Consider the following 15,616-nt stretch of genomic DNA (forward strand, 5'->3'; position numbering starts at 1 on the left):
GTTCGTGTCAGGCATCCTCACCGCGCTGGACGCCAGCCACGCGCGCGGCATGGTCCACCGCGACATCAAGCCGGCCAACGTGATGGTCACGGCCAGCGGCGCGGTGAAGGTCATGGACTTCGGCATCGCCCGCGCCCTCGACCACCAGGGCACCGCGCTGACCGGTACCGGCTTCACCATCGGCACCCCCCACTACATGGCGCCGGAGCAGTTCGAGCCGGGCCGCGCCGTCGATGGGCGCTGCGACCTCTACGCGACCGGCATCGTGCTGTTCCAACTACTCACCGGGGCCGTGCCGTTCGACGCCGACTCAGGCTTCCGGATCGGCTATCTGCACGTCACCGCCGAGCCGCCCGCCCTGGCCTCGCTGGGCGCAGACGTACCTCCGGAGGTAGAGGCGCTGATCGCCCGGTCGCTTGCGAAGGCGCCGGAGGACCGCTTCCCGGACGCCGCGGCGATGCAGGCCCAGGTCGAGCGGATCTGGCAGCACCAGACCAATTCGCCCGCGCAGGCGACGGAGGAGGCGACGGCACCGGCCCCGGCCGATGCACAGGCCACGCCGACCCCCACCGCTCCGTCCGCCGGCGGAGTCCACCGACTCGACACCGTCCCCGCCCCACCGCGACAGCCCCCGGTTCCGCAACCAGCTGGGGCAACCGGCCGCCGTACGCCCGGATCCCGACTGGTCATCGCGGCCGTCGCCATCCTCCTCCTGTGCGCCGCCGGGTTGGGCGGCGCCGCCCTGCTCGACTCCCGGGGCAGCACCGCTGATACCCCGCAGGCCAGAACGAAGACCCCCACCGCCGGGGCGGCAGACCCGTCCCAGGACGCGACGTCGCCGCCCGCCACACCCACGACGGAGGAAGGGAGCGCTGCCGAGGACGAAGCCAAGGGCGAGGTCACGGTGAAGGTCACCGCTGAGAACCGCAGCGCGTGGATCTCGGCGAAGGACAGCAAGGGAGACGCGCTGTACGCCGGGCTCCTGAAGAAGGGCGAGACCAAGACGTTCAAGGACACCGACCGGATCGACATCGTCCTGGGCGACTCAGGCGCAATGCGCCTCGTGGTCAATGGGAAAGAGATCTCGGACCAGTTCGAGGACAACATGGTGCAGCGTCTCAGCTACACGCCGACCGACTGACCCCGGACTAGTAGTGCTTCGTTAGGTTCTGTGCTGTCTGCGGGTGCTTCGGTAGCTGGGCAGGGGGCGTCCGCAGGTGGTGCATGCACCGGTCCAGCACCTCAGCAGGTCCTGAAGGACATCGAGGACCTGGTAGAGGGTCAGGCCGGTGTGAGGGCTTTTGGGTCGAGCCGCCTGAGGGTGAGGAATGCCTGAGCGGCGGTGACGAGGGTGACGTGGTGGTGCCAGCCGCGCCAGGTGCGGCCTTCGAAGTGGTCCAGGCCCAGGCCGTGCTTGAGTTCGCGGTAATCGTGCTCGATCCGCCAGCGCATCTTCGCCCACCGCACCAGGTCGGCGACCGGGGTGGTGGCGGGCAGGTTCGATATCCAGTAGTCCGTCGGAGCGGCTTGTCCGTCCGGCCACTCGGCCAGGAGGGTCCGGGTGGGCAGGATGCCGTCCCATCGGTTGCGGCCGCCGCCCGCTGCCTGGGCGGCGGCCAGGGACTGTTTGCCCGCGGGCCTCACGGTCAGGACCGCGAATCGTGAGGTCATCGCGCCTTTGCTGCCCTGTCGCCAGGTCACCGGGGTGAAGCCGTCCGTGCCGATCTCGGTCGCGAGGTCACAGACGGACCGCGGCGGGGTGCGGTAGCGGGGCAGAGTCGGTGGTCCGAGCCCTCCATAGGCGGGCCGGTGCGGCTCGGCATCCTCCGGGTGAGCGACTTCCTTCCCGGCCAGGGCCAGGACGTAGGACAGTCCGCGCTCCTCGAGTCCGATGCGGAACGGTGTGCTGACCCCGTAGCCGGCATCGGCGACCACCACCTGCGCCTTCAACTGCCAGCCGGCGAGCGTGTCGAGCAGGCCGAGCGCGATCCGCCATTTCTCCTGGTGGCCGAGGCCTTCGGGGACTCCTGCCCTGCGGCAGCGGTCCGGTTCGTCCGTCCATTCGCGCGGCAGATACAACTGCCAGTCCAGTGGGCAGGACGCGGTGTCGGTGGCCGCGTGGACGCTGACCGCGACCTGGCAGTTCGCCCGTTTCCCGACCGCGCCGCAGTACTGGCGGGCCACCCCGGCCGACGCCTTCCCGCACTTGGGAAACGACACGTCGTCGATCACCCACACCTCGGGCGTGATCACTTCGGACAGCCGCTCGGCGATCCGTCGCCTGACCGGCAGCGGATCCCACGGCGACTGGTTCACGAACTGCTGCAGGGCCTGCATGTTCCCGTCCGGCAGACGCTCCGCCATCGGCTGGACCGACTTCCGCCGGCCGTCGAGCATCAGACCCCGCAGATAACACTCGCCCCACCGCCGCTGGTCCCGCCGCGGCAACGACCCGAACACATCGGCAACGAACCCTGCCAACTCACCCCGGAGCCGTTCCACTTCCCTCAGCTTCACCCCGGGACGCTGCCCACAGCCAGCCGAGATCACTCAACGTAACGAAGCACTACTAGGGGGTGTCTTTCGGATCACCGTGCCACAGATCGTTGGACGTCCAATTTGAGTGGTCGTTCATACGTGTTCCTGGTTAGCCTCCGCTGGTGTTGCATGCCGAGTTCCGTGACCCTTTGCTGGTGGCTGTCTACGATGCCGAGTGCCCGTGGACACGTGAGGACGACTTCTTCCTCCGGGTGGTCGGTGAGACCCCGAGAGGGAGGGTGCTCGATCTCGGCTGCGGTACGGGGCGACTGGCCCTGGGCCTGGCGGCGGCCGGCCACGTGGTCACCGGCGTCGATCCGGCCCGCGCTTCGCTCCAGGCGGCCCGCATCAAACCCGGCTCCGAACGGGTGACCTGGGTGGAGGGAACCTCTGCGGACCTGCCCGACGCGGCGTTCGACGTCGCGGTCATGACGAGCCACGTCGCACAGTTCTTCGTCACGGATGAGGAGTTCGGCCGTGCTCTCGCCGATCTGAGGCGTGCACTCGTGCCTGGCGGGCGCCTGGTCTTCGACACCCGAGACCCCGCAGCCCGACGCTGGGAGGCGTGGAACCCGGTCGACTCTCACCGGCGGGTCCAGTTGGCGGACGCAACCGTGGTCACGGCCTGGACCGAGGTCACCACTGTCATCGACGGCGCGGTCTCCTTCACCCACCACTACACCTTCCCCGACCACCAGCAACTGCAGAGCACCGCGACCCTGCGATTTCGGACCGAGAGCGAGGTCCGTGCGGCACTGCATGCCGCAGGTTTCCAGATCGGACACGTCTACGGTGGCTGGAACCGGGAACCGGTCGGTGCCGGAGACGGCGAACTTCTGGTGATCGCCCACCGCTGAGGTCTCGCAGGAGGGGACAAGCCAGAGCGCTTCTGTCCGATCGTCCCATCGTTGGTCCGGTGTGTCGTTGAGCGATGCCCAGTGGGCGAGGACCGAGCCGTTACTGCCGGACAGGACACCTCGGCGAGGCGCATGCTCTTGACCAGCAAAGCGTACTCATCCCGCGCGATCCGGACCCACCTTCGTCAGCGCGGAATCCGAGCGGCCATTCCGCAACCGGCCGATCAGGTCGCGAACCGTAAGCGGCGCGGCAAGCTGGGAGGCCGTCCCCCGGCCTTCGACCGCGAGGCGTACAAGGGGCGCAACACAGTCGAGCGGTGCATCAACAGGCTCAAGCCGTGGCGCGGTCTGGCCACCCGATATGACAAGACCGCCGCCATCCACCTAGCCGGACTCCACGTCGCCGCCACCTTCATCTGGTCAGCGCGGCATGATCCGAAAGACACGGCCTAACCCCCGCTTCCGCGAAGGCCAGCCCGGCCCGTCACCCGGCGGGCCTCAACCGGCGCCGCGCAGGAGTGATTACCGCCATGCCCGTGCTCGTCCCCCTCGCTCTCGACAAGGGCCTGGACCTCCTGGGCTCCGCCATGGGCCCGTTCGCGTTCGCCGCCCTCCTCACCATGCTCGGCGCCAGCCTGTGGCTGCACCACCGACACCGCACCACACAGACCGAAGCGACACCACGGGAGCGCTTCTACGCTGTCTACACCCAGCGGCGCACCGACGACCCGGCCGGCGTCCCCGAGCAGTACGAGACCACGCTGCCGCCCGACACCGTGATCGTGCGCCGGATCGACGGAATCCGGCGCCGCTCCGAACTGACAACCGCCCGCCTCGACGACGGCACCTACGCCGCCGAGCCCCTCGACGACCCGTAGACCAGCCAGAGCACCACCCCACGACAGGACCCTCCGCGTGCCCTTCCCCGACACTGTCCCGCCGCTCGACCCTGCTCCCGGCACGCTCCTGGTCACCATCGGGCCCGCAGCCTCCGGGAAGACGACCTACGCCGCCACCGCCGACGTCGACGTGGTCCCCTGCCTCGACGACCTGCGCCACGAGATCGCCGGGGACACCGGGGACCAGTCCGCCACACCCGCCGCAGTACAACGGCAGAACGCGCTCCTGGAGGAGCACCTGAGAGCCGGGAGAACGGTCTTCCTCGACAGCACGAACATGGAACCCCGCGTACGCGAGGCGGCCGTGGAACGAGCCCGCCGTCACAACCGCCCCGCTGCCGCCCTGTGCTTCCTGCCTGCCCTCGACGACTGCCTGGCCCGCAACGCACTGCGTCCCTCCAACCGGCGGGTTCCCGACGGCACACTGCGCTGGCAGCACCGCATGGCACAACAGGCAACCCCGCACGTCCTGGTGCAGGAGGGATTCACCTCCGTGCACCACGTCCGCCAGTCGTGAACGAGGCCACTCCGGGACAACCGGTCACGTGCTCGTGTCCTGCGCGGGGTCAGGCTCCGGGATCGAACGCGGGGTGCCGGGCCCGGCCGGATGGATCCCCGACGCCCCGTACCCAGCGCTGTCTGCGCCCGTACTTCCTCCAAGGAGGTCACCATCAACGCTCCTAGCACCCCGTCCCAGGCCTACGGCGTCCACTCCGAGGTGGGGCGCCTGCACAAGGTCCTCGTCTGCGCGCCGGGCCTCGCCCACCGCAGGCTCACCCCGAGCAACAGCCACGACCTGCTCTTCGACGACGTCATGTGGATGGAGAACGCCCAGCGCGACCACGCCGACTTCGTCAACAAACTGCAGCAGCGCGGCGTCGAGGTGGTCGAACTCCACGACCTCCTTGCACAGACCATGGCGATCGACGAAGCGAAGTCCTGGCTCCTCGACCGGAAGATCGTCCCCAACCAGGTCGGTGTCGGCCTCGTCGACGGCACCCGCGCCTTCCTGGAGACCCTGGAACCACGCCGGCTCGCCGAATTCCTCATCGGAGGTCTCGCCACCATCGACCTGCCCGACAACTTCCGCTCCGCATACGTGTCCCTCGCGCGCGAATCCACCGGCGTACGCGAGTACTTGATGCCACCGCTGCCCAACACCCTCTACACCCGCGACACGACCTGCTGGCTGTACGGCGGCCTCACACAGAATCCCCTGTACGGGCCCGCACGGCACGACGAGACGCTCCTGATGAAGGCGATCCACCAGTTCCACCCCGACTTCACCGGTTCGAAGGTGTGGTGGGGCGACCCCGAACTCGACTGGGGCCAGGCCACGTTCGAGGGCAGCGACATCATGCCCGTCGGAGGCGGCATCGTCCTCATGGGCATGAGCGAACGCACTCGCGACAGGCCATCACACAGGTCGCCAAGTCGCTGTTCGAGAACGGGGCGGCACCTCGACACCGTGTTCACCTTCGCCGACCGCGACATCGTCACCCTCCACCCCACGATCATGGACGCGGTGCACACGTTCTCCCTGCGCCCGGGCCACACAGCGCACGGCCTCGACATCACCGACGAGGGCAGCACCCCCTTCGCCGACGTGGTCGCCAACGGGCTGGGCCTGCCCAAGCTGCACGACATCGAGACAGGCGGCGATGTGTACGCCTCCGAGCGCCAGCAGTGGGACAGCGGCAACAACGCCGTGGCCCTGGAACCGGGCATGGTCATCACCTACGACCGCAACACCCAGACGAACACGCTGAAGCGGCCCAGCAGCCGTCCTGCCCGCCGCTCAGCAGGTCAGGGTCCTCACGTCGCCTGACCGTGGCCGTGACCTGTCACGGACTCAGATGCAGCGATGAAGGCTTGCACGAGAGGACGGTTGTCTCCTCGGCGGGTGGCCATGAAGATCCGGCTCGCCGGGGCAGGCCCGTCGAGCTCGAGACGTTGGGCGCCGGGAGGAAGCAGCGTAGTGACACTGTAGGGAGCGATGGTGACGCCAAGGCCGGCGGCGACGAACATGATGATGGTGTGCCAGTTCGAGCACTCTTGCGCGACCTGGACATCGATGCCGGCATCCCGCAGAGGCTGCGTGTTGAGGTCGAACGCCTGAGCTCCCCCTGCGCGCGGGAAAAGGATCAGCGGGTCGGCGGCCAGCGCCGTTGCTTCCACATGGTCACCCCGTGCGGCGGGGTGACCGGACGGAATGACGGCGACAAACCGTTCCGTTGTCAGCAGGGAAAGATTGATGCCGTCTTGCTCCTCGGCGTCCCGCACGACCCCGACGTCGGCTGTGCCCCGCTGCAGGGCCCCCAGGACGTCGACGGTGAAGCCGTCGTGCAACTTGATCTGGACGTCTGGGCGGCGGCGGGAGAATTCACGCAGTCGGTCGCTGACGATCGCGGTGGCGGAGGTGATGTAGGCGATGTCCAGGCGCCCGGCCTCGCCGCGCCCGATACGGCCGGCCTCGTCGAGGTCAGCCGCCAGACGGCCCAGAAGGCCACGCGCCCGCGGCTGGAACGCCGCTCCTGCCTCCGTGAGACGGACACTTCGGGAGGTCCGCCGGAACAGCTCGACACCGACAATCTTCTCCAGCTGCCTGATCTGCTGGGACAGGGCCGGCTGAGCAATGTTCAGCCGCTGGGCGGCACGGCCGAAGTGGAGTTCCTCAGCCACAGCCAGAAAGTACCGCAGATGACGGAGTTCGATTCGACGATCCATAGCTCAAACTTATCGATAGACCCTACTACTTGTATTGGACATATGAGTGAGTGGAGTCAGAGGCTGTCGGCGGGAAGCCGTACCGGAAAGGAAATCCGCCTCATGCCGCACACCACCGCCCCGACCGTCGTCTCCTCGATCGCCTCGCACAGCGACGCCGACGCATTCCGCGCGTTGAACGAGGAGTGGATCTCGCGCCTGTTCACCCTGCAAGAGCAGGACCGGGCAATTCTCGGAGATCCGTTCGGCCGCATCGTGGACCCGGGCGGCGACGTGCTCCTGGCACGCGAGCCGGGCCGAGACACCATCGTCGGATGCGTTGCGCTTCTGGCCTACCCGGAAGCCGTGTTCGAGCTGGCGAAGATGGCAGTGGCCCCCGCCGCACAGGGACGCGGCATCGGCCACCAACTCGTAACCGCAGCAATCCACCGAGCTCAGGCGCTCGGTGGGGTTCGCCTGTTTCTCGGTACAAACAGCAAGCTGACCGCCGCCCTCCACGTCTACGAGCAAGCCGGGTTTGCCAGAATCACCCGCGACCGTCTCCCCGTGGCTGACTACTACGCCCGCGCCGACACCCTCATGGAACTGACATGACGCCCCCCGAAGAGACACCGGACGACAGAATCCGACATGAGACCCAGACCCCCCGCCTGCCAAGCAAGCGCTCCATCCCGCCGTTGGCCGCGAGACGTTGAGCCGGGAAGACGGGAGCCAGAGGTAGCGGAGCGGACGCGCGGACACACAAGGACATAAGAGGAGACAGCAGCCGTGACAAGGATGCGTGGCACAGCTTCGGCCGTGGCCGTGGGCATCGCGCTTCTCACATCCGCGTGCAGCAGCGGGGGCGAAGACACGACGGCGGCGCCTTCCTCATCCACCATGACGACACCCACATCCGCCAACCCCTCGGTCGCGGCACACCCGGCCGCGACGAACACCTACGACTTGGCGGCATACTGCGACAAGGGCGGCCCCACCACACTGCTGACGGGGCAACCCGCGTACAAAGGCAAGGGCCCCCACCCCGTGCTGCTCACCACCAAGGCACCAGACTCCGTGAGTGCCACCCAGGCCCCGCTCGCGTCGCCGGGCGAGACACAGAGCGAACCGCCCCACGACACGTACCACCCTGACCCGGCGAAGGCGCAGCTCGTCGCCTGCGTCACCAACAAGAACAAGGGCAAGCTGGTCACGACCTGCCGGTACCTACACAACACTGACCACTACGTCCGCTACTACCGCCAGGGCCAGTACGCAGTCACCGTGTACGAGGCCAAGACCGGCCGCAGACTGGGCGCCACGACGGTGCTGGGCGACGACACCTACTGTGAATGCTCGGCTTTGTGACGGTGGGTTGGTCGGCAGTGGGGTCTGACGTAGCGGCGGGCTTGTTCACCAGCATCTCTATCGGTGAGTGTGCTGGAGCGTGGCTGTCACAAGGCGACCAATCCGCTGCTATGCCGTGAGAGTCCGGCCTAGCACAGCCGCTCTGTGGCTGTCGTGGGGATGAGTATTCCTGTGCTCTTGATCAGGGCCGGGGTGTGGGCTGGCCGGTATGACAGCCGATGCGCCTGCCTCGTCACCGCCGTCACTGCCGGTGTCTGCGCTCGTGGTGGGGAGGAACGAGGGATCGGCTGACGGCACCGGGGCGCGGGACCGGGCTGTGCTGCGGTCTGTGATCGTGCGGCGGCTTCTCACGCTGGATGAGGCCGGAACTTTGCAGACGATGCATGTCCGGATCGCCGCGCAGTCGGCAGACGTTCATGTGCGCACGGTGTGGCGGTGGCTGGCTGTGGCGAAGGAGTCAGGATCGGTTGAACCTGTCCGGCGGCGTTCCGCGTTCACGCTGACGGACGGGTTGTGGGCCCGGCTGGGGGAGCTGGGCGGGAACGTGAAGGCCTTGCACCGCTGGATGGCCGAGCACGCTGATGAGGTGCTTCCCACTGTGGGCGGGGACCGGTTGCCGTCGTTGACGACGCTGCACGAAGCGGTGAACCGGCAACGGCGAGCGGGCCGGGTCCTTGACCTCGCCCGTCCCGGCTACGCCCGCATCGATCCGGCCGCCTATGACCGTGCGTTGGCCGAGCTGGCCCTACCCGGCACGATCGACGAGACGGGCCAGTCCCCGCCCGCCCCCGTGGTGCCGGACGAGCCCCCTGACAACGACGCCACCAGCCCTCTACCTGCTGCTTCGCCACTGGCCGAGGGCACGCGTCTGTACGTGCCGGGCGCGCACGTCGTTGCCACCCGGCAGCTCGGCCAGGTGACCGAGGCGCTCGCTCACACGATCGCCGCCCGCGGGATCGTGTGCGTGTACGGGGACCCCGGACACGGTAAGACCGTCGCGGTACACCGTGCGCTGCGTGTACTGCCGCGCCGGATCCCGGTGCACCGCGCCCTGGTGGCGGTGAAGCCGGCGCTGCCGCAGCTGCGGGCCGCGCTGCTGACCGCGTTCGGCCTGCCCGCCACAGCATTGACGAACCGCACCGACGCCGCCGACCGCGCCCTGCTTCAGGCATTCCAGGCCCCGGGTGTGCTGGTCATCGACGATGTGCAGCGCATCGCCGCCCCCGAACTGGACTACCTGCGCCTGCTCGTCGATGCCCCCACGACGCAGACCTCGCTCGTGCTGTGCGGGGCCGGGGCCGAGCGCACCCTCGCGCGTGCTTCCGCACTGGCCTCCCGCGTGCTGACCTGGCAACAGGTACCCCGCCTGGACCCCGGCCAAGTCCCGACGGTGCTGCGCCTGTTCCACCCGCTGTGGGACGCGGTGACGGACGCCGATCTGCTGCACGCCAACACCACCCACGCGAAGGGGAACTTCCGTACCTGGGCGAAGATCACCTCCCACGTCTATGCGGCTCTCGCCCGTTCTCCCGGGGTCGCGGTGGACCGTGACCTGCTGACGCGCGCCTGTTCCCGCCTCGGCCCCACCACGTGCTGACCCACCCCACCGTCCGGGCCGAAGGACTCCCCGCATGACCGCGACCTCTGACGACGGCTCCGCAACGGTGCCACCTCCACGGGCCGAGCCTGTGCTGGATCCGGCCTCGTTGACCGCGCTGCGGGCCCCGGCCGTACGCCGCCTGCTCGCGCTGCGTGCCGAGCGACGGCTCACCCGCAGCCACGTGAACACCACCGCCCAGTGCCTGAACGTCTCGGAGCGCACCGTGTGGCGCTGGCTCGCTGAAGCCACCACCACACCCGAGAAGGCCGCCCGCCCGGGAGCCCGCCATACCGGCCGGTTCGAGATCACCAACGAGATCCGGGTACTGCTGGCGTACTGGCACGGCAACGCCTCCGCGGTCCACCGCGAACTGGTCGCCCGCGCCAAGGCCGCCACCGATTCCGAGCCCTACGAGGAGACCGGCACCCCGACGAGCACCGACCCCGCCGCGAAGCCCGCTGCGCCCCTGCCGGGCGGCGCCCCGCCCGCTGCCGTGCCGCTGCTGGACCCCGTGCCGTCCCTGCCGACGTTCCTGCGCGCCCTACGGCGGGATCTGACAGCAGGGGAGCGGGCCGGCTACCGCCACGGCCCCGAAGCAGCCCGCGCCCACGATGTGTTCGCCAAACGCCCCCGCACCTGGCGCAACGACGTCTGGGAAGCCGACCACGTCCAGGCCCCACTACACGTGGACGCGGACGGCGATCTGGTTCCCCCGCACGTCACGTGGTTCATCGACTGCGCGACCAAGGCCATCACCGGCCTGGCCGTCACCCCGGGCACGCCGACCCGCGCCTCCATCCTGGCCGCGCTGCGCTCCGCCGTCCTGCGCACCAACCCGTACGGGCCTTTCGGCGGCCTGCCCGAGCACGTCCGTTTCGACCGCGGCCGAGATTTTCTCTCCCGCACCGTCACCACCGCGCTGACCGCGCTGGACGCGGACATCACCGTTCTGCCGCCCTACAGCCCCCACCTGAAGGGCAGCATCGAGAACCTCAACCTCAACGTCTCCCGCATGCTGTTCACGGCCCTGCCCGGCTACACCCCCAAGAAGCCCCGCCGCCGCCCCGACCGCCAGCCGGATACGACCCCGCCCCTGTCGTTTCAGGCGTTCACCGAGCACCTGCTGGCCTGGGCGCACTGGTGGAACACCGAGCACCGCCCCGCCGAGCTGAACGGCGCCACCCCGCTTCAGGCGTGGCAGGCCGATCCGACCCCGCTCAACGACGTCCCCGCCTAACACGTGTGGTCGTTCACGCTCGAGGACGACGGCCGCACCCGCACCGTCACCAGCCACGGCGTCCGCTTCCGTAACCGGGACTACATCGCCGACTGGATGACCGGACAAGCCGGCCTCAAGGTCACGGTGCGCTTCATGCCCCACCACACCCACGAGATCGAAGTCTGCACACCCCGCGGCCAACATCTGGGCACCGCATACCTGGCCGACCAGGCCACCGAAGAACAACGCGCCCAGCTACGCCGTAGTCGTGCCCAGCGCGCCCGACGCCTGCGCGACGAGGCGAAAGCCGCCGAGCAACTGCGTCACACCCGCTTCGCCCCGGCCACCGAACCAGACCATGCGCGCCGCCTGGATGCCACGACCGCCGCCGAAGCCGCCCGGGAACTCGACCAGCACCAGCACCACGACCTGGCCGCCCTGGCCCTGCCCGAACTCATCCCGCCCGCCCCGCCACCGGCCGACTGGGCCATCCCCGAGGCCCTCAAAGCCCGCACCCGACCCGCCGACCCGGCACCCGACCCCCCACGCAGGGAGACCTCATGACCGGCGGCCACCTGCCACCAGCCCCCACCGACCAGTACACCCGCCTGCCCGACGCCCGCCTCGTGACCACCCAAGCCCTGCTCACCGCCCGGGAGAACCTCACCGACACCATCGAGAGCCGCGCGATGATGTGCGTCCACGGCGGCGCCGGCTTCGGCAAGACCATGGCCGTCACCAGCTGCCTGCGCGCACTCGAACCAGACGAGGACATCCGACGCATCACCTTCCACGCCCGCGCCACCACCCGCGCCGTCCGCCACGAGCTCCATACCGCCCTCGAACTGCCGGGCCCACCCCCGCGCTACGCCAGCGAGTTCGACCAGCTCCTCAAGCACACCCTGGCCACCCACCCGCGTACGCTCGTCCTGGACGAAGCCCAGTGGCTCCAAAGCGACCAGCTGGAATACGTCCGATACCTCTGGGACGACCCCTACACCCAGCTCGCCGTCGTCTTCGTCGGCGGCGAAGGCTGCCACCAGACGCTCCGCAGGGAACCGATGCTCTCCTCCCGGATCTTCATCTGGCAGCACTTCACCCGCCTCACCCGCAGCGAGGTTCTCCAGACGATCCCGCTCTACCACCCCATCTGGGCCGACACCGACCCCGACACCATCGCCTACGCCGACAGCCGCGCCGCGCACGGCAATTTCCGTAACTGGGCCCGCCTGACCGCCCTCACCCGCACCGCCCTGAAACGAACCGGCCGGCCCCGTGTTGACGAAGAAGTCCTCCGCTGGGCCTTCAGCAAGCTCGGCTCTGCACACTGATCACGGCCACGATCACCACCGCATGCCGAGCTGATCCAACGCCTCTCGCCGTTCGCTGGTGAGCCTGTCAGCGCGTCTGCGTACGTTCGCGATCCACATGCCCAACGCGACGGGGACGGTGTTCTCAGGGGTGACCTCGCGTCCGGTGGCGGCGGGTCCGGCATCGGCCACAGGCAGATACTCGACGTGCTTCCTCGGTACGTTGAGGTGTCCTTCGCGGGCGTGGTACTGCCGGGCGGCGGCGAGGTTGAGGGCCCATTTGTCGTCTTGCGTGCGGTGTACGGGCCGCTCATCCTCGCTCGCGGGCTCCAGGCCGAGGACGTGTCCCAGCAGCCACGCCTGCGCGGGCAGCAGCTCGCTCCAGCTGTGCCGCTGGGCGGTCACCCATCGTCCGAGGTCTTCGCCCTGCACCACGACGTCGCCGGGCTCGGCCGGCACGCTGCCCCCGGCCTCGAGGCGCGCCCTCACGAGACGAAAAGCGCGCTGCCAGGCGATGTCCCAGGCCGGGCACCATCCGGGATCGATCTCCTCGAGCGCCTCCCGCCGCGACCCGGGCAGCGCACCGGCCTCCGTCCCGACGGGCTCGCCGGCCGCCCGCCGCGCCTCGAGCTCCTCGGCCAGTCTCGCGGCGCCGCGCTGGGCCTTGGCCCAGTTCCCCACCGGGTAGCCGTTCCACACCGCGCCCGCCGGGGGCAGGAAATGACCGTGCTCGGCCGCCCACTCACGCGCAGCAGCGAGACCTTCCTCGAACGCGAGGTCCTGGTGCGACCACACCATCCCCAACGCATCCAGTTCGCGGGCCCGCTCCGCGTCCAGACGCCCGGCCTTGTAGGCCGTGCGTTGCGTCTTGAGCCACACTCCGAGCGGGAACCCGGCCGGGGACCAGCCCTCGGGGGTGACGTAGTCGTACGGCACCCGCAACCGCACGCTCCCGGTCTCTTCCGCATACCGCGCGCAGGCTTCGATGCCTCGGCGCCAGTACTCGCCCTCGGGCTCCAGCACCCGCAACCGGACGAACCGGGCGAGCTGTACCGGATCGCGCGGGCTGGAGAACTTCAGCAGCTCCCGCGCCTCAGCGCTGACCGGTTCGGCCGGCGCTTCGTCACCGAGGCTCTCGAGGTCGTCCTCGAGGTCACCCCCGAATTCCTCGTCGCACTCGCCGGCCCAGGCCTGGACGGCAGTCTCGTCCTCCCAACTACCGCTGCGCGAACGGGAGTCAGCGAGGGCCTCGATGGTGTCCGCATCGTGTGCCCGCAACGCTTCCAGGATCTTCGCCAGGGCACTGTAGGCCGGCGAAGTGAGCATGTCGTCGGGGTTCTCGTCCTCGGCGAGAAATACCGGAACGATCAGCGACGCGATTTTCCCCTGCCCTGGCCGCATTCGAAGTGCACGCCCCACCATTTGCACGATATCGACCATGGACCCGCGCACATCGCCGAACGCGACCGAGTCCGCGACAGTGTCGACGCCTTCACCCAGCACCTTGACCGACGCCAGAACCCGCAGCGCCGCGGGCAGCAGTCCAGGCTCGCCGCCCCCGTCCTCCTGGTCCTCGATGACGTCGGAGTCGAACTCCTTGAGCACCTCACGCCGGTGGGCGGGCGGATGCTCGCCGTGCAGCCAGGAAGCCCACACCCGGCGAGGGTCCGGATACGTACGTGGATCTCCTTCCCACAACCGCGTGGCCACATCCACGATCCCCGCCGCCATGGCCTCGGCCTCAGCGACGCGGGAGTGGAAGCTGAGCAGCTTGCGCAGGTTCTCCCGCGCGGCCGCGGTCAGAACGCCTGCCTGGAGCGCGGCCAGCCGCGCCCCACGGACCCGTTCCGTGCCCGTACCGAGCTGCGCACGCTGTCCGTACTCGGGGTCACGGATGTCGACACACACCACCTGATAGGGCGCCACGAGTCCCCGCCCGATCGCCTCTGACAAGGTCAGCTTGTAGGCCACAGGCCCGAAGAGAGGCGAGTCCTCGCTCATGCTCGCGATCAGCCGCGGCGCCGTACGCCCCTCGGCGGCCTCCCACACCCGCGGCGTCGCCGTCATGTACAACCGCCGACCAGCGGGGATCTTCTGCTGGTCATGCACCGCCGCCCACGGCTTGAGCCCGTCCCCACTGGTGCGGTGCGCCTCGTCCACGACCATCAGGTCCCATGACCTCAGGCCCGCAGCGTGTGCGCGCTGCAGAACGCCGTGGCCGACGGACGCGTACGTCGCGAACACCGTCACTGTGTCCAAGCCCCTTGCCCACTCGACGAGTTCACCCGAATCGGTAGTACACGGCACGCCCTGGGATTCCTCGGCGCGCAGCGAACACACGCCGATCATCGCCCCGGCGCGGTGCCCGTCGCGCCGCCAGGCGGTCGCGGTCTGCACAAGCAGGTCCAGAGTGGGCACCAGCACCAGCACCCGCCGCGCACGGAGCTTCTGGGCGGCCGCGGAGGCGATGAGGGTCTTGCCGGAGCCAGTCGCTGCGATGCACTGACACCGCAGCCCCTCGGCCGGCAGACGCCCGCCTGCGGGCGCCTCAAGGGCTCGCACGACCGCGTCGACCGCCTCGACCTGGTGGGGCCGCAGTACCCGCTCCGAAGCACGCCCAGCCATCCTCACGGCTTCCCTTCCCGCTGTCATTTCCCGCACCTCGCGCGCTCGGGACGATGTATTTTCAGAAATCTGATCCGCCGCTTCCAAAGCTTCTTCGGGACAGGATCTCTACCGGATCATTCTGTGAATACAGGTCTCACTATGTGGCGAACCGACTCAGGCACATGTCGCCTCTTAGTTACTAACCTACCTGGACTGAAAGTTTGACGCATACACCCGAAGAGATGGCTTCAAACTAGCCTGGACTGCTACGGTGAACCCTTGAACGGGAACAGTACACCGAGCTTCAACCGGAGGCCGGCACCTGCGCCCCAGACCGAAGCGCACCCACTGAAACCCCGTCACCACTCAGACCAGAGACCGCACTTCGCAGCCAGCCCAAGGCCAGCGCGGAGCGCAGGCCGCCAGGCCGGATCGCGGAGCGATCCGAGCCGTCAGCAACGCGAAGCGTTGCTGACACGGCATCACGGAGTGATGCAACTCCCCGACGGAGT

At 68.9% G+C, this 15,616-nt stretch carries 12 protein-coding genes and 2 pseudogenes; 11 read left to right on the plus strand and 3 right to left on the minus strand.

From position 1 onward, the window contains the following. On the plus strand, positions 1 to 1,141 hold a 1,141-nt coding region (locus ACZ4E1_RS39890), incomplete at its 5' end, for a RodZ domain-containing protein (RefSeq protein ID WP_467548853.1). 140 nt (positions 1,142 to 1,281) lie between these two features. Here the strand turns inward: ACZ4E1_RS39890 and ACZ4E1_RS39895 are convergent. Continuing rightward, the gene (locus tag ACZ4E1_RS39895) at positions 1,282 to 2,517 is read right to left on the minus strand and encodes an IS701 family transposase (protein ID WP_467548855.1); all 1,236 of its coding nucleotides are present in this window, start codon (positions 2,515 to 2,517) and stop codon (positions 1,282 to 1,284) included. Between the two features lie 143 nt (positions 2,518 to 2,660). Between ACZ4E1_RS39895 and ACZ4E1_RS39900 the strand changes: the two genes are divergently transcribed. The 5 genes and pseudogenes from ACZ4E1_RS39900 (at position 2,661) to ACZ4E1_RS39920 (ending at position 6,122) form a co-directional block, all read left to right on the plus strand. After that, positions 2,661 to 3,395 (plus strand): class I SAM-dependent methyltransferase, encoded by a 735-nt coding sequence (locus tag ACZ4E1_RS39900; RefSeq protein ID WP_467548857.1) that lies wholly within the window; start codon positions 2,661 to 2,663, stop codon positions 3,393 to 3,395. A 144-nt stretch (positions 3,396 to 3,539) separates the two neighbouring features. Continuing rightward, positions 3,540 to 3,848: pseudogene (locus ACZ4E1_RS39905) on the plus strand (transposase); the annotation flags it as partial. 77 nt (positions 3,849 to 3,925) lie between these two features. Then, complete coding sequence (locus tag ACZ4E1_RS39910) at positions 3,926 to 4,273, plus strand: hypothetical protein (RefSeq protein ID WP_467548859.1); 348 nt, start codon at positions 3,926 to 3,928, stop codon at positions 4,271 to 4,273. A 37-nt stretch (positions 4,274 to 4,310) separates the two neighbouring features. Continuing rightward, on the plus strand, positions 4,311 to 4,811 hold the full coding sequence (locus ACZ4E1_RS39915; protein WP_467548861.1) for an AAA family ATPase: 501 nt from the start codon (positions 4,311 to 4,313) through the stop codon (positions 4,809 to 4,811). 90 nt (positions 4,812 to 4,901) lie between these two features. Further along, positions 4,902 to 6,122 (plus strand): arginine deiminase family protein, encoded by a 1,221-nt coding sequence (locus tag ACZ4E1_RS39920; RefSeq protein WP_467548863.1) that lies wholly within the window; start codon positions 4,902 to 4,904, stop codon positions 6,120 to 6,122. On the opposite strand, the gene ACZ4E1_RS39925 is transcribed toward ACZ4E1_RS39920, so the two are convergent. Continuing rightward, positions 6,110 to 7,021, minus strand: coding sequence for a LysR family transcriptional regulator (locus tag ACZ4E1_RS39925; protein WP_467548865.1), 912 nt, complete (start codon positions 7,019 to 7,021; stop codon positions 6,110 to 6,112). The two genes, ACZ4E1_RS39920 and ACZ4E1_RS39925, sit on opposite strands and share 13 nt — an antisense overlap. 102 nt (positions 7,022 to 7,123) lie before the next feature. Between ACZ4E1_RS39925 and ACZ4E1_RS39930 the strand changes: the two genes are divergently transcribed. The 5 genes and pseudogenes from ACZ4E1_RS39930 to ACZ4E1_RS39950 all read left to right on the plus strand — a co-directional run bounded on the left by ACZ4E1_RS39930 (position 7,124) and on the right by ACZ4E1_RS39950 (position 12,518). After that, positions 7,124 to 7,615, plus strand: coding sequence for a GNAT family N-acetyltransferase (locus ACZ4E1_RS39930; RefSeq protein WP_467548867.1), 492 nt, complete (start codon positions 7,124 to 7,126; stop codon positions 7,613 to 7,615). A 285-nt stretch (positions 7,616 to 7,900) separates the two neighbouring features. Next, a complete protein-coding gene (locus ACZ4E1_RS39935; RefSeq protein WP_467548869.1) occupies positions 7,901 to 8,368 on the plus strand; it encodes a hypothetical protein in 468 nt (155 codons plus the stop codon). A 208-nt stretch (positions 8,369 to 8,576) separates the two neighbouring features. Next, positions 8,577 to 9,965, plus strand: coding sequence for an AAA family ATPase (locus ACZ4E1_RS39940; RefSeq protein WP_467548871.1), 1,389 nt, complete (start codon positions 8,577 to 8,579; stop codon positions 9,963 to 9,965). 34 nt (positions 9,966 to 9,999) lie between these two features. After that, a pseudogene (locus ACZ4E1_RS39945) lies at positions 10,000 to 11,751 on the plus strand (transposase). After that, on the plus strand, positions 11,748 to 12,518 hold the full coding sequence (locus ACZ4E1_RS39950; protein ID WP_467548873.1) for an AAA family ATPase: 771 nt from the start codon (positions 11,748 to 11,750) through the stop codon (positions 12,516 to 12,518). The pseudogene ACZ4E1_RS39945 and the gene ACZ4E1_RS39950 overlap by 4 nt, the downstream one beginning before the upstream one ends. A 12-nt stretch (positions 12,519 to 12,530) precedes the next feature. On the opposite strand, the gene ACZ4E1_RS39955 is transcribed toward ACZ4E1_RS39950, so the two are convergent. Next, entirely contained in the window at positions 12,531 to 15,122 is a 2,592-nt protein-coding gene (locus ACZ4E1_RS39955) for a helicase associated domain-containing protein (protein WP_467548875.1), read from the minus strand. Positions 15,123 to 15,616 lie beyond the last annotated feature (494 nt).

Source organism: Streptomyces sp. NPDC025806, from assembly GCF_055558275.1.

Excerpts from the sequence above, each read along its gene's own strand:
- ACZ4E1_RS39930 (WP_467548867.1), top strand. The coding sequence starts at position 7,124 with ATGCCGCACACCACCGCCCCGACCGTCGTCTCCTCGATCGCCTCGCAC.
- ACZ4E1_RS39920 (WP_467548863.1), top strand. The coding sequence starts at position 4,902 with ATGGATCCCCGACGCCCCGTACCCAGCGCTGTCTGCGCCCGTACTTCC.
- ACZ4E1_RS39940 (WP_467548871.1), top strand. The coding sequence starts at position 8,577 with ATGACAGCCGATGCGCCTGCCTCGTCACCGCCGTCACTGCCGGTGTCT.
- ACZ4E1_RS39925 (WP_467548865.1), bottom strand. The coding sequence starts at position 7,021 with ATGGATCGTCGAATCGAACTCCGTCATCTGCGGTACTTTCTGGCTGTG.
- ACZ4E1_RS39955 (WP_467548875.1), bottom strand. The coding sequence starts at position 15,122 with ATGGCTGGGCGTGCTTCGGAGCGGGTACTGCGGCCCCACCAGGTCGAG.
- ACZ4E1_RS39950 (WP_467548873.1), top strand. The coding sequence starts at position 11,748 with ATGACCGGCGGCCACCTGCCACCAGCCCCCACCGACCAGTACACCCGC.
- ACZ4E1_RS39910 (WP_467548859.1), top strand. The coding sequence starts at position 3,926 with ATGCCCGTGCTCGTCCCCCTCGCTCTCGACAAGGGCCTGGACCTCCTG.
- ACZ4E1_RS39935 (WP_467548869.1), top strand. The coding sequence starts at position 7,901 with ATGACGACACCCACATCCGCCAACCCCTCGGTCGCGGCACACCCGGCC.